The following is a 14592-nucleotide window of genomic DNA, read 5'->3' as shown; positions in this document are numbered from 1 at the left end:
TATAAGTGCAATTTCTTCCTTTACTTTCAATAGTCTCCAATACTGTCATCTTTGCGGCCAATGATGCGGTCCCAAAACGAACCGTCATCCTTTGGTACTTTTTTCAATTCCTTTGGTTTAGTCTGAGTTGTGACTTCTCTTAACGGGATACTTAGATTTACAGGAGGTTTACATATTGATTTTATACGCGGATCAATTGACTTAATACCAGCCCAGGCTAATCCTATCGCAGTGGAATACGAAGTATTGCTTACAGCATCGGCTTTGGCAGTATGCGCCAGACGTTCAGGCAATCCAACCCGAACAGGCATATTGGTAACTTTTTCAAATAAAATTTCAATTTCAGGAATATTGGCCGTTCCGCCAGTAAGAACAATTCCGCCAATAAGGTTTTCTTCATAACCTGATTTAAGGATTTCAGCATACACCATCGCTGCAATTTCCTTAAGTCTTTCTTCAATAATTAAAGCAACGTTTTTCTTCAAAACCTGTTTCGGCGCACGTCCGGCAAGGAAATTAACCAGGATTTCAATATTCAACGGAACATCCGCAGAAATCGCTAAGCCATGTTCTTTCTTCAATTTTTCAGCATTACCTAACTGAATTCCGCAACCTGTACGCAAATCAGCAGTGATATGCCTTCCGGCAACCGGGAAAGATGCGATATGACGAATGATACCATCGTAATAAATGACAAGATCTGTGGTATGATCACCAATATCGACCATGGCGATACCCGCTTTCATTTCACCTTCATCCAAAACAGCCAGGCTGGTTGCAAGAGGGGCGTATATCATTTTATCAAACTTCAAATGAGAATCCGCCTCCAGCAAACTTTTCTTTGTACGCTGAATGGATTGATTATTTGCTGAAACAATAAGAAAATGTCCGCCCAGTTTAATTCCGGTTCTTCCCACAGGCTGACGAACGCCCATAGAACTATCTACTACAAATTCCATAGGTAAAACATGAAGCACGTCATAATTTGCTTCCGTTTTCGCCCTGTACATATCATCAACCAGCTGATCTACATCTTTTTGGGTAACTTCATCACCAGTAGACGAAGTAGGCCGTATCACACCGTCGCTCTGTGGAGAAACTCTGACGTGTGATCCGCTGAAACTTACATTAACAACTCCTATATCCAAATCAGAACGGGAAGCCGCTTCGCCTAATGCTTCACGAATTGCATCTCCCACCTGCATTATATTTTCAACTGAACCATTAATTACGGCTCCTTCAGGCACATGGACCTCACTAAATCCCAAAATCTCGATATTATCAAAACGAGATCCCGTAGATGTGCCTTGTGCTGCTACTACGGTAATTTTCGTGCTTCCAATATCTACTCCTACTACAATATTATCCTGTGCCATGCTGATGGTGAATTATTATTCACAAACTATTTGATCTTGAAACTTAACACTAATTTTTGAATATCTACTCCAGTCTTTACTTAGTACCTTATCATAAAAGATACGAAGTTTACTGAATTTCGATTCAAAATCTTCTGCCATACCTAACTCTACACGCTGATCACCTAAAACTGTGGTTAACAGGACTTCCCCGTCTTTATCCACATACATTTCAGCGACCTGCGCCTTCCAAAATTCATTGGTATTCAAAAAACGAATTAAATCCATTACCATCACACCCTTTTTTGACTTCATTTCTTTCGAACTGGTAAAAAAAGGACCTGACACTAACAGCGTTCTTGCCGAAAAACTTTCAGATAAAGGAAAAAAAACGCCTTCGTCATTAATATAGTATCCTGAGGTATTTCGCCACTCTCCGCTTGTCGACGTATTGATCCATCTTGCAAGAGGTTTTTCCTGCTCAACTTCTACGACGACATTACCCTTTAAGTCACGAAAAACCTGACATTTTTTTACAAGTTTATTCTTTCGCACCCTGTTTTCAAGGTCCGAAAGATGAACATCTCTCAATCTACTTCCCAATAATGGGTCTCCGCCATTCTCGGTAAGCAGCATTTGAATATCTGTTTTATCCAGAAAATGCATTCCCGAATCACCATCAATTGTGATGATAATGTTGTTACACCGCTGATTACCAAGGCGACTTTCTGCCATGCCGATTCCAGCAATAGGCAAAATAAGCCACAAGCTATGTTTAAGCCAACGCCAAGAATAGTCAAATTTACGTAACATCTTAGTAATTTTAAAAATGCGGTGACTAATTATTACTAAAAGGATTTTGCAGGAGGATTTTAATTGGCTCTACAAGTGTGTCAATATCACCAGCACCAATTGTAACTACAATATCAGTATTTAATTTCGGTAAAAGGTCTAAAACATCCTTTTTGCTTACCAAATTTTTATCTGTTATCGTTACTTTGTCCAATAACATATCCGAATTTACACCTTCAATAGGTAATTCCCTTGCCGGATAAATATCCAGAAGTAACAGTCTGTCTACCTTCGAAAGACTTGCAGCAAAGCCATCAGCAAAATCACGCGTTCTTGTGAATAAATGCGGTTGAAAAATTCCGGTCACATGTCTGCCCGGATATAGCGCTTTTACGGATGACAAAAATGCTTCGATTTCTGCCGGATGATGAGCGTAATCATCAATATAAACTTTGGAAGGCAACTCTACCTGATATTCAAAACGTCTTTTGACACCTTTGTAACTTTCCAGTGCACCTTTTATATTTTCAGAAGAAACGCCCAGATACAAAGCCACGGCACTTGCAGCGAGTGAATTTTCAATATTATGATAACCCGGGATTTTCATAGCAACGTTTTCAATCACACCTTCCGGATGAACGATATCGAAAACAAAACGTGCATTTTCAATACGAACATTATCTGCATGATAATCGCCTTCTTGTAATGAATAAGTGAAAACTTTTGCTTTGGTACTAGAAGCCAGATCCAGACCTTTTTTCATAAATAAGGCTCCATCCTCATCAATTTGCCCGACGTATTCTCTGAAAGATTCCAGAACATTTTCATGTTTCCCGTAAATATCAAGATGGTCAGCATCCGTAGATGTCACGATTGCGATTTCCGGAAAAAGTGTTAAAAATGAACGGTCAAATTCATCGGCTTCCACGACGCAAACTACTTCACTTAGATTTTCAGTCGGGGCATTAAGCAACAAATTGGTGCCATAATTCTGGGTGATCCCACCCAGAAATGCAGTCGTATTTACATCGGCATAACGTAAAATATGGGCAACAATGGAAGAAGTTGTCGTTTTTCCATGCGTACCAGCCACTCCAACGGTTTTCAAATTTTTTGTAAGCATTCCTAAAACCTGAGATCTTTTCAGGATCATAAAATTTTCCTGCCTGAAATAATTCATCTGCTTATGCTGAACCGGAACGGCAGGCGTGTAAACAATCAATGTCTGCGAGGGATCTGCGATAAATTCAGCTGGAATATTTTCAATTTCATCTTCCAGATTAACAGGAATACCTTCTGAAATCAGCGTTTGTACAAGTGGTGTCAAGGTTTTGTCATAGCCCGCCACCTGAAATGAATTCGCTTTGAACCATCGAGCCAAAGCACTCATACCAATTCCGCCAATTCCTACAAAATAGATGTATTTCCAGTCATTCATAAAAGCCTCAGTAATGTTTTGTATTAATAATTTTGAAAACTACTTTATTAATTTCAGCACTTCCGCTGCGATATCGTAAGCAGCCGTTGGCTTAGCCAGTTTTTTAATATTTGTTTTCAGCTCATCCTGTCTTTTGACATCGTTTAGCAATGTCAATGCACTCGGAATTAATTCCTCAGCCGCACTGGAATCTTTGATAAAAACAGCTGCATCCTGCTCCACCAGATTCATCGCATTTTTAGTTTGATGATCTTCCGACGCAAAAGGAAATGGTATCAAAATCGTCGGTTTTACAGCCAGACACAATTCTGAAACGGATAAAGCTCCTGCACGCGAGACCACAACATCGGCCACGGCATAAGCCAGATCCATTTCATAAATGAATTCAAAAGCCTTTGCTGCATCCGATTTTAAAGCAGAAACGGTTTCCTGCGCAGTACTGATAAATCCTTTTCCTGTTTGCCACAAAACCTGATAACCGGCTTTAACCAAATCGGCAATACCAGTATTTAAACTTTCATTTATCGATTTCGCACCCAGACTCCCGCCCATGACAAAAAGTGTTTTTCGATCTTCCTGAAAGCCGAAATAGGCAAGCGCTTCTTTTCTTTTTGATGTAACATCTACGATATCACTCCTCACAGGATTTCCGTAGACTTTTATCTTGTCTTTTGGGAAAAACGCTTCCATGCCCGGATAAGCCACACAGATCCTGCTCGCTCTTTTGGCTAAAAGTTTATTGGTTATTCCAGCATAGGAATTTTGTTCCTGTATTAATGTCGGTATTCCAAGTAAAGATGCCATCATAAGCAAAGGCCCGCTCGCAAAGCCACCAACACCTACGGCAACATCCGGTTTAAAATCTTTGATAACGGATCTTGCTTTCCACAGACTGCGTGTCAGCTTTACTGGAAAAGCTAAATTATCCACAGAAATTTCTCTTTTTATTCCTACAATTGGCAATCCAATAATATTGTACCCGGCACGAGGCACTTTTTCCATTTCCATTTTGCCAAGCGCTCCAACAAATAAAATTTCAATACCCGGTTCAATTTCTTTCAATGCGTTGGCAATCGCAATGGCCGGATAAATATGTCCGCCAGTTCCGCCACCGCTAATAATTACTCTTTTTGACATAAGTATTGTTAAATCTTTTGCTCATCCATTTTTTCTCCCCGGCTTACGCTTAAGATCATGCCCATGGCAACGCCGGTAAATAGCAGAGAAGTCCCGCCCTGACTAAAAAATGGGAGTGTCTGGCCGGTTACCGGCACTAATCCCACCGTCACCGCCATCGCGGAAAAAGCCTGACTTACTACTACAAAGGTTAATCCGGCAGATAATAATCCACCAAAAGGCCTTTTGGTGGCCTCAATTGCTTTAAGTCCACGGAATAATAAAATGAGATATAATACCATAAGGGTTGTCCCACCCAGTGTTCCGTATTCCTCCACTACTACTGCAAAAATAAAATCTTTTTGAGGCTCTGGAAGAAATCTTCGTTGCCGGCTTTTCGCAACACCTTCTCCATAAAGTCCGCCGCGGGCCATGGCCATATAAGATTGCTGCGATTGGTAAACAACCACATCTTTATCCAGAAAAGAACTAATCCTGTTTTGAGCAGTATTTGACCTTTGTGTCGAATTCAGTAGAATCGCAACACCGGCAAAAAATACCAGTCCCAGCGCTGTAAAGAGCAGATAATGAATGGGCACTTTCCCTACAAACATCAACAAAAAGCATATACCGGCAAGCATGAAAGCCGTTGAAACATTACTTGTGAAGATCAATCCGCAAACCACACCGACCAGCGCAAGCGGCTCCATGAATAATTCTCTGGTATTCCATCCGCCTTTGATATGCCTTGCAAGAATCAATGATAAATGCGCAATCAATGCAACCTTCGCCCATTCTGATGGCTGGAAACGCTGGCCAATAATAGGTATCTCAATCCATCGTGAGGCTTCGTTTACAGATCTCCCAAAAAACATAGCAAAAATCAGTAGCAAAATAGAACTCCAAACCGCCATACGGGTTACATACACAAACTTGATGTAGGGGATTCGATGGACAAAAAACATGATCAGCAGAGAAAGAAAGCATAATACAGAATGTTTGAAAAGATAATATTCCGTATTCCCTTGTTTTACGCTGTACGCATCTTTTACACTCGCACTGTAAACAACAACGATACTTGAAAGCAACATCCCGATACAAATGCCCCAGATCCAGGGATCTCCTTTAAGATTTCTGGAAAACCACGCCTGAGTTTCCTCCCTTAATTTTTGAAAACCATCCATGATGCTTATGCTAGCTTATTAAGTTCTTAACGGCCTGTTTGAATTTATCGCCTCGGTCTTCATAATTTTGAAATAAATCAAAGCTTGCGCAGGCAGGAGAAAGTAATACAATATCTCCGGCAACGCTCCACTTCTGAGCTTGATTTACGGCGTCCTGGATATCTTCCGTTACGTAAATTTCAGGTACAATTTCGCCAAAATATTCTTTTAATTTCTTGAAATCAGGCGTTAAAATAATCAGTGCTTTTACCTTCTTTCTTACCAATTCTTCTATCTGGCTGTAATCATTTCCTTTGTCAACTCCTCCGGCAATCAGCACAAGTGGTTGTTCATAACTTCCCAAAGCATAAAAAACCGAATCAACATTGGTAGCTTTTGAATCATTCACAAAAGTAATGCCGTCAATAACGGCAACTTGTTCCAAACGATGCGGCGCATTGACAAAGGTCAGCAAACCGCTTTTAATTACTTCATGGCTTAATCCAACCGACTGCGCTATTAGAATTGACGCTAAGGCATTGACTGCATTATGAGGCCCTTTTATTGGAAGATCAGAAAAATCCTGTTCGTACAAGCTACCTTCTCTTTTGGAAACTAGCTTCTGATTATTCAGATACGCACCTTCTGTAATTGTGTCTTTTAAAGAAATCCCCCATTTCTTAGGCAAAACCTCTCTTTTCAGAAGTTCAGAAATGATGACTTCACTATCTGAGAAATAAATAAAATCATCATCTGCGGTCTGATTCTGTATAATATTAAATTTCGAATCAACGTAATTTTGAAAATCGTAATTATAACGATCAAGATGATCTGGCGTGATATTTAAGATCACAGAAATATTCGGGTGAAAATCGACAATATTATCAAGCTGGAAACTACTGATTTCCAATACGTAATAATCGAAGTTCTTTTCAGCCACCTGCCAGGCAAAGCTCTCGCCAATGTTTCCGGCAAGGCCCACATTCAAATTTGCCTCGCGCAAGAGATGATAAGTCAGCAACGATGTTGTCGTTTTTCCATTACTACCCGTAATCGCAATCAGCTTTGCTTTGGTATATCTTGATGCAAATTCTATTTCAGAAATAATGGATATTCCTTTGGCCACCAATTCTTTAATAATGGGTGCCTTATCTGGAATTCCAGGACTTTTCACAACTTCATCAGCAGCCAGAATTAAAGATTCTGTATGAAAACCTTCTTCAAAATTTATATTTTCGCGAAGTAACACTTCACGATATTTATCACTGATTGGACTCCGATCCGACAAAAAAACATCAAATCCTTTTAATTTACCAAGTATTGCCGCTCCTATTCCGCTTTCTCCACCACCTAATACGACGAGTTTTTTCTGCAACATATTTTCAAATTTTAACTAAGAAGTAAAGTACGCGGATTAATCTCTTTCAAGGAAGATTTTTTTTCGCTTTCTTCAAAATATCTGTTGCAAAAAAAAGGGGCATGAAAACATGCCCCTTCAATTTTGTTATTCTTGTAAATTTTATGACTATTTCTTTTGAGATTCGGATAATTTAATCCTGTTTGCAGCCTTTACGATCATGAAAATTACCCATGCGATAATCAGGAACTGGATAAGTGTCTGAATAAAATTACCATATTTAATGGCAACTTCCGGCGTTTTGTCGACAGCCTCTTTCAATACAAATTTTAACTGTGTGAAGTCTACACCGCCAATAACAATACCTAAAATTGGATTGATAATATCCTCAACCAACGAGGTTGTGATTTTCCCAAAAGCAGCACCGATAATAACACCGACAGCCAGGTCAAGCACATTGCCTTGAGCGATAAACGTTTTAAATTCCTGTAACATATAGTCTAAGGTTAAATGTATGTGGGCTAAATCTAGTTAAAATGTATATAAAAACCCAATACTCAAACCTTGTGCAAATTGAATGTCGTCTACCTGGGATTTATTATAGATCAGAATAGCTCCCAAATTGACATTGAAGTACTTAGCGATTTTAGCGGTTACCATCGCATCCAGACGATGATCATTTTTAAATTCTCTTTTGTCAGTGATCTGGTTCTTATTGTAAGCTGTAAATAACTGGTATCTGAATTTTAGATTAATATCTTTGACTACTTCTTTATCAAAGTTGGCCACTAATTGTACAATACCCACTTCATTATGGAATCGTTTCCCAATTTTAACACCATAATTTGCAGGAATTGTCAGATATAAATTTTTGTCAGAAACAATAGTCTGGCGAATCGCTCCCGGTGCAAGATCAATAAAGAAATAAGGGGCGGGGCTATATTCAATACCAATTGCTTCGGTAAGATAGGCTGGTGCAAATAGTCCGGAAACTTTTTTCTTCGCTGCTATGGAATCCGGTGAAGTTGAAGTTGAATAGGTATACCCATTGGCGAATTGCGACAGAAGGTTGAAGTTGGCAAACAAACTCCATTTATCGGTTAATTCGTAATTGTATTTGGTATCAAAAAAGATACGATCAAGATTTTTTCTGCTGCCCTGAGATTTATTTTTGACAATACCATATTGGGATTGAAAGTCATTTCTCCATGAATGTTTCCCTGTCTTTTTTTCACTAAGTGCATTAAAAAATGCACCAAGTGCAATTGAGCTAACACCCCCGCCAGTCCAGTTCGAACTAAAAGATCCCTGTGTAAGATTGACACCAAATTCTACCTTTTTCCAGGTCGTATCACCCTTAACTTTCAGCCTCGCACCGCTCAGAGAATTGGTTAGATCAACCTTTTTAGTGATATCATCCTGTGCAAAAACGGTTCTGGATGCGGCAAATAATAAACAAATAATTAGTGTGCGGATGGTAATTTTCAAACTCATGCTTATTCAAAATTTAACGATTTAATTAAAAATTTCAACCTGCCGGGTCTGAAAAAACTGTAATGGCAGTATTGTAGTGGTGGTATCGTTCACAATGGTTACCGTAGTATTATCGATCTTGGTGATGACTCCTTTAACATCATCAATTTTAATAACCTGGCCTTCTCTATAATTTTTACGACTGTAAAATGACGAAATGATATTTGATAGAACATCCTTCGATGCGATCCCATAACCCAATGAAAAAGAGAGAATTACTCCGCCTATAATCAGAATAAAGCTCGATTCAAGAAGAGTGGTTTCTATTCCGATTTGTCCTAATGCACTTATAAATGTGATAATCAGAAAGAAAACGAAGGCAATATTTCCAATGAGCTTGGAGGATGGAATATTAAAAGATTTACAGGTAGCAACAACAGCGCCTTTTATGGCATCCGAAATCATAATTCCAATTTGCAGCATGACAGCCGCTGCGATGAGTTTTGGAATAAAATTAACTAACGATAGGACCATACTTGTGATGGCATCAACCCCTAACGTCTCAGTAGCAGCAGTAAGGAAAATTAAGAGAATAAAGTAATAAACCACTTTTGCAACAATATCACTTAGCTTGATTTCCGTTTTAAGCTGTTTTATTAATCCAATTTCATTCAATTTGTCCCCGATACGATCGAATCCGATTGAGCTGAGTACTTTTCTGATGACTATCGTAATACCTTTTGCTACCAGATAGCCAATTGCTATGATAATGAAGCAACCAATAACCCGGGGAACAAAAATTACAAACTGGTTTATTAGTGTGTTAAAAGTGTTAATTAAAATTTCTGAAATGTTGGGAAGGTTGTTCATATTGGGAGAGTAAAATGTGTGTTCTTAACTTACAATCTTTGTAATTACTTTATTTTAAATCTGTATCCTCAATGGAAAGGCTAACGATAAGCGTATTAATAAAATGCTCCGTAAAGTGTTCTACTACATGCATTGTATCCCTTATTGTATTTACTTCTGAAACCAAAGCTCTTTTAAGGTATGCCGGCACTTCTTCAGTAGATTCCAGATCCTTAAATACCGTATTTCCTGAGGACATATTTCATTAGTTTATAAAATACCTGATTAATTCTATCATTTTCACGAAGAATATACCCAGGAAAATAATTGTTTCCAGATATTTCTTACGCAGCTTTTCGCGTGATCTCAGAAGCCGCATTTTTACTGCACTTTCTGTTATTTTGAATATATCTGCAATATCCCTGATGCTAAGATCATCGGTGTATTTCATAAACAAAATACCCTTTTCATCCACCGTCAGATGATCCAGTGCAGTTTTCAGATTTCTGGCTTCAATATCGTCTCCATCAAAAAGATTATTAAGGTCAATGTCATCAGGAACTTCCATAGGCTCGTCCTGATATACTTCGCCTCTTTTCTTATTGGAGCGCAGCTGATCCATACAGTGATTGTATGTTATAGAATACAACCATGTCGAAAATTTGGCATCCTCTTTAAAGGTCCCGAGCTTGAAAATTAATTTTAAAAAGATGTCATGTGTAAGATCCTCTGCTTTCGCGGAATCTTTGACAAAAGACAAGCACTTATGATAAACCTTATCAGCATATCTAGAGTACAATTTTTCGAAATAGTGGTTACGCTGCGTATCCACAAATAACTTTACCAACTCTTCATCGGTATAATTATTTTCTTTCCGTTCTTCTTTAAACGTTTTGACTGCCATACATGTAAAAAGTAACAGAGCAAGCCTTATTTAGTGTGCAAAAAATATTTATATGACGGCAAATAACAAAAACAACGCCTGGTATACAAGTATACGTCAGGCGTTGTTTTTATTTTTTTACTATTTTTTTAAATTATGCTCCAATTGCTACTCTTTTGAATGACTTTACAGTCAAACCCTTAGCTGTTTTTTCAACCAATTGGCGGATTGTTAGTGAAGAATCTTTAACAAATTCCTGATTTAACAAAGTATTGTCTTTGTAAAACTTCTGTAATTTACCCTGAGCAATTTTTTCAAGCATCGCTTCTGGCTTGCCTTCTGCGCGAGCTTGTTCTTTTCCAACTTCTATTTCGCGTTCAACTGTTGCTGAATCAACGCCATCTTTGTCAAGAGCAACCGGTTTCATCGCAGCAATCTGCATAGCAACATCTTTACCAAGTTCGTTAACGTCAGTTCCGTTAACGCCTTCGAACGCTACCAATACACCAAGTTTCCCATTTGAGTGAATGTAAGAAACAACCTGATCAGCCGTTACGTTTTCGTAAGCAGCGATTACAAGTTTCTCTCCCAATTTACCAACAAGGTCAATAATATTTTCGCTTACAGGACGGCCATCAGCCAAAGTCGCAGCAAGTAAAGCTTCTTTGTCCTGGATATTATCAGCTACTGCTTTATCCAAAATGCTTTGCGCAAGCGTTTTGAAATCTTCAACGTTTGAAACTGGTTCTGTTTCGCAAGCGAAAGCAACAAGTTTACCGTTCGTTCCATCTGCGCTGATCGCTACCAATACTGTTCCTTCTGAAACTTCGTTATCAGCACGTTTTGCAGCAACTTTTTGTCCTTGTTTACGTAGAATATCAACGGCATTGTCAAAATCGCCATCAGCTTCCTGAAGTGCTTTTTTACAATCCATCATACCTGCGCCAGTCATCTGGCGTAGTTTATTTACATCTTGAGCGGTAATTGCCATGACTTATTTCTAAATGGTTAAAAACTTTTTTACAAAACAGTCCAATTCCTCTGATTAACAGATTATGCAAATGTTAACGAATCGGTTGTAGACTATTTTTCAATTTGAATTTTAAAAAACTATAGCCCATAGCAAATGGCTATGGGCTACTTTATCTATCAGAAAGAAAAAGGTTAAAAAATAACCTGATTCATATCGCCCTGACTATTCTTCGTCACTTTCAATTGCTGGAACTTCAGCACGGGGTGCCGCAGCAGCTGCATCTTCATTACCTTTGTCAACCTGACGTTTGGCTTCTTCTTCCTCTACAAGACGCTGATCGTCTTTATCCTGCTTGCGTTCCATCAGACCTTCTTCAATTGCCTTACCGATTGCCAAAGTAATCAATGAGATCGCTTTGTAAGCATCATCATTACTTGGAATCGGGAAATCAACCAATTCAGGGTTTGAGTTTGTATCACAGATCGCAAAAATAGGGATGTTCAATCTTTTTGCTTCTGAAACCGCAATGTGTTCACGTTTCACATCAACGATGAAAAGTGCAGCAGGAAGGCGAGTTAAGTCAGCTACACCACCTAACACTCTTTCCAATTTGTCCTTTTCACGTGTAAGCATCAGGCGTTCTCTTTTCGCGATATTGCTAACCGTGGTTTCGTCTTTAAGCATCTTCTCAAGAGTCTGCATTTTTTTCAAAGACTTGCGAATTGTGCCAAAGTTTGTAAGCATACCACCTAACCAACGATCAGTTACGTAAGGCATTTTAAGGCGTTTTGCCTCTTCCGTTACGATTTCCTGCGCTTGTTTTTTAGTAGCCACAAACATGATCTTACGTCCTGAACGAACGATCTGTTTCAAAGCAGCTTCAGCTGATTCTACACAGCTAAGTGTTTTGTTCAGGTCAATGATGTGAATACCGTTTTTTTCCATAAAGATATATGGAGCCATACGGGGATCCCACTTGCGGGTAAGGTGACCAAAATGCACACCTGCATCCAATAGGTCTTTATATTCTATTTGTGCCATTGCCAAATTTGAATTTAATATTTTGAAAAAGATATTACATACGCAGCACAGTACATCGGGCACGATAAGTAACTGTCTGGACTTCTCTCAATGTCAAGTTTTGTCATTTGTTGCGGTCCGCCGCGCGGTCAGGGGGTTATCATTTATTGTTGTGCTTCTCAGCCGAAACGATATCTGACTATTTCCTGACCATACTTGACTATTCCTGACAATGAAATAATATTAACGTTTCGAGAACTGGAATCTCTTACGAGCCTTAGCGCGACCGTATTTCTTACGTTCAACCATACGAGGGTCACGAGTAAGAAATCCTTCTTTCTTCAACGCTGGACGGAATTCTCCGTTGTATTCAACCAATGCACGTGAAATAGCCATACGAACAGCCTCAGCTTGTCCTGATATTCCACCACCTCTTACGTTTACTTTAACATCGTAACCGTCGCTACCGCTAATAGTAACGAAAGGCATTTGCAAAACGATCTGGTGAACTTCGAAAGGGAAGTACTCCTTAAAATCGCGGCCGTTTACTTTGATTTCTCCTTTACCTGGCGTAAGGTAGATGCGCGCCACAGCTGTTTTTCTTCTACCAATTGTGTTGATAACTTCCATGTATTGCTTTTGCGTTATCAGTTTTAGACCTCAGAGGCTTAAAACTGTATTTCTTTAGGTTGTTGAGCACTATGCGGATGTTCCGCAGCGGCATAAACGAACAAATTAGTAAACAAACGACGTCCCAAACGACTTTTTGGAAGCATACCTCTCACGGCTTTCTCGATCACACGTTCCGGGTGTTTTTCAAGCAATTCGCGAGGAGTTTGAAAACGCTGACCTCCTGGGTATCCAGTGTGACGAACATAAATTTTGTCTGTCAACTTTTTACCTGTCAACTTTACTTTATCGGCGTTGATAATGATAACATTATCACCACAGTCCACATGAGGTGTGTAACTTGCTTTGTGCTTGCCTCTGATAATTTTAGCAACTTCACTGGCCAAACGACCAAGAATTGCACCTTTGGCATCCACAACAACCCACTCCTTGTTCACTGTGTTTTTGTTCGCCGAGATGGTTTTGTAGCTTAACGTATCCACGATTAACAAAAATTTTAATTGATTTTCAATAAATTACACTGTTATAGAACAGTCCCATCGCAAAATGGGAGTGCAAATATAGAGTTTAACAAATTGAATTACAAGTATGTTTGTAATTTTTCCCGGATGATGTATTTTTTACAATACTTATGATATGGGTGATTGGAATTGAAAATTGCTTTTTATTGGCTGTTTACTGATTTTTTTGGTGACTGTCAGCTTCTAAGCAAGTATTACACAAACTCAAAATACTTTGACTAAATAATTTTCTGATTAATTCCGATGCCAAAAAATCCTAAACTTTTACCTCATGAACATTGAAAATTATAATTCAAAAGACGCACTTTCATACCATCAGATTCTCGTAATTCTCTTTTTTGTTCTGTTTTCCATCCATTCAGGATACTCCCAGGATTCTGACGCACTGGCTTTTCGTCCGCTTTTCAATGGAAAAAATCTGGAAGGATGGGTTGATGTGAATACTTCCAAAGAAACATGGAAAGTGAAAAACGGAACTTTGATCTGTTCAGGACTACCGATCGGCGTCATGCGGTCTGACAAACAATATGAAAACTTTATTTTGGAAGTGGAATGGAAACATATGACAGCCGGTGGAAATTCAGGTATTTTTGTTTGGAGTGAAGGAACACAATTTCAAGACGATCCACTGACCAAAGCCATTGAAGTGCAAATGCTCGAACTGGATTATGCAAGGCAACATAATGCAACGGAAGATTACGTTCACGGTGAATTATTTCCGACAATGGGTATGACTGCCATTCCGGATAATCCACGAGGTATCCGCAGCAAATCCATTGAAAAACGTTGTAAAGGAAAAGGGGAGTGGAATAAATATGTGGTCGTTTGTGTAGACGGAACGGTTAAATTATCCGTCAATGGAAAATTTGTAAACGGACTTCGTGCTTCCGAGCGGAAGAAGGGATATATCTGCCTGGAAGCGGAAGGCGCTGAAATTCACTTTCGTAATATGCGTATCATGGAACTCCCTTCCGGCATAACTTCCCAGGAACAAACCGCACCGGTCGTAAACTGATTTGTGA

The 14592-nt window shown here is 39.1% G+C and carries 16 protein-coding genes; 1 reads left to right on the top strand and 15 read right to left on the bottom strand.

What is annotated here, in order from left to right; all coding sequences use genetic code 11:
* Positions 1-26: 26 nt before the first annotated feature.
* The 15 genes from ftsA to rplM all read right to left on the bottom strand — a co-directional run bounded on the left by ftsA (position 27) and on the right by rplM (position 13531).
* Positions 27-1376, bottom strand: a complete 1350-nt coding sequence (ftsA, locus tag FZF08_RS12305; protein ID WP_159469170.1) for a cell division protein FtsA — start codon at positions 1374-1376, stop codon at positions 27-29.
* Between the two features lie 15 nt (positions 1377-1391).
* The gene (locus FZF08_RS12300) at positions 1392-2168 is read right to left on the bottom strand and encodes a cell division protein FtsQ/DivIB (RefSeq protein ID WP_159469169.1); all 777 of its coding nucleotides are present in this window, start codon (positions 2166-2168) and stop codon (positions 1392-1394) included.
* A 25-nt stretch (positions 2169-2193) separates the two neighbouring features.
* Positions 2194-3585 (bottom strand): UDP-N-acetylmuramate--L-alanine ligase, encoded by a 1392-nt coding sequence (gene murC, locus FZF08_RS12295; RefSeq protein WP_159469168.1) that lies wholly within the window; start codon positions 3583-3585, stop codon positions 2194-2196.
* 39 nt (positions 3586-3624) lie between these two features.
* On the bottom strand, positions 3625-4722 hold the full coding sequence (gene murG, locus FZF08_RS12290) for an undecaprenyldiphospho-muramoylpentapeptide beta-N-acetylglucosaminyltransferase (protein ID WP_159469167.1): 1098 nt from the start codon (positions 4720-4722) through the stop codon (positions 3625-3627).
* Positions 4723-4730: 8 nt separating this feature from the next.
* Positions 4731-5885: an FtsW/RodA/SpoVE family cell cycle protein gene (locus FZF08_RS12285; RefSeq protein WP_159469166.1), complete on the bottom strand. Its 1155-nt coding sequence runs from the start codon at positions 5883-5885 to the stop codon at positions 4731-4733.
* A 10-nt stretch (positions 5886-5895) separates the two neighbouring features.
* A complete protein-coding gene (gene murD / locus FZF08_RS12280; protein ID WP_159469165.1) occupies positions 5896-7242 on the bottom strand; it encodes a UDP-N-acetylmuramoyl-L-alanine--D-glutamate ligase in 1347 nt (448 codons plus the stop codon).
* A 147-nt stretch (positions 7243-7389) separates the two neighbouring features.
* Positions 7390-7716 carry a large-conductance mechanosensitive channel protein MscL gene (mscL, locus tag FZF08_RS12275; RefSeq protein ID WP_159469164.1) on the bottom strand — a complete coding sequence of 109 codons (327 nt, stop codon included), beginning with the start codon at positions 7714-7716 and terminating at the stop codon, positions 7390-7392.
* Between the two features lie 36 nt (positions 7717-7752).
* Positions 7753-8715 (bottom strand): DUF3078 domain-containing protein, encoded by a 963-nt coding sequence (locus FZF08_RS12270; protein WP_159469163.1) that lies wholly within the window; start codon positions 8713-8715, stop codon positions 7753-7755.
* 21 nt (positions 8716-8736) lie between these two features.
* Positions 8737-9564 (bottom strand): mechanosensitive ion channel family protein, encoded by an 828-nt coding sequence (locus FZF08_RS12265; protein ID WP_159469162.1) that lies wholly within the window; start codon positions 9562-9564, stop codon positions 8737-8739.
* A gap of 49 nt (positions 9565-9613) precedes the next feature.
* Positions 9614-9802 carry a hypothetical protein gene (locus FZF08_RS12260; RefSeq protein WP_159469161.1) on the bottom strand — a complete coding sequence of 63 codons (189 nt, stop codon included), beginning with the start codon at positions 9800-9802 and terminating at the stop codon, positions 9614-9616.
* 6 nt (positions 9803-9808) lie between these two features.
* The gene (locus FZF08_RS12255) at positions 9809-10447 is read right to left on the bottom strand and encodes an RNA polymerase sigma factor (protein WP_159469160.1); all 639 of its coding nucleotides are present in this window, start codon (positions 10445-10447) and stop codon (positions 9809-9811) included.
* 133 nt (positions 10448-10580) lie between these two features.
* A complete protein-coding gene (tsf, locus tag FZF08_RS12250; RefSeq protein ID WP_159469159.1) occupies positions 10581-11417 on the bottom strand; it encodes a translation elongation factor Ts in 837 nt (278 codons plus the stop codon).
* A 204-nt stretch (positions 11418-11621) separates the two neighbouring features.
* Positions 11622-12440 (bottom strand): 30S ribosomal protein S2, encoded by an 819-nt coding sequence (rpsB, locus tag FZF08_RS12245; protein ID WP_137340973.1) that lies wholly within the window; start codon positions 12438-12440, stop codon positions 11622-11624.
* A gap of 222 nt (positions 12441-12662) precedes the next feature.
* Positions 12663-13049: a 30S ribosomal protein S9 gene (gene rpsI / locus FZF08_RS12240; protein WP_159469157.1), complete on the bottom strand. Its 387-nt coding sequence runs from the start codon at positions 13047-13049 to the stop codon at positions 12663-12665.
* A gap of 38 nt (positions 13050-13087) precedes the next feature.
* Positions 13088-13531: a 50S ribosomal protein L13 gene (rplM, locus tag FZF08_RS12235; protein WP_159469155.1), complete on the bottom strand. Its 444-nt coding sequence runs from the start codon at positions 13529-13531 to the stop codon at positions 13088-13090.
* A 310-nt stretch (positions 13532-13841) separates the two neighbouring features.
* Between rplM and FZF08_RS12230 the strand changes: the two genes are divergently transcribed.
* A complete protein-coding gene (locus tag FZF08_RS12230) occupies positions 13842-14585 on the top strand; it encodes a DUF1080 domain-containing protein (protein WP_159469153.1) in 744 nt (247 codons plus the stop codon).
* Positions 14586-14592: the final 7 nt, after the last annotated feature.

The organism is Dyadobacter sp. 3J3 (genome assembly GCF_009801115.1).
Taxonomy (GTDB): domain Bacteria; phylum Bacteroidota; class Bacteroidia; order Cytophagales; family Spirosomataceae; genus Dyadobacter.
Note: the sequence above shows the minus strand (reverse complement) of the source record. Positions and strands in the feature narration are given on the sequence as shown.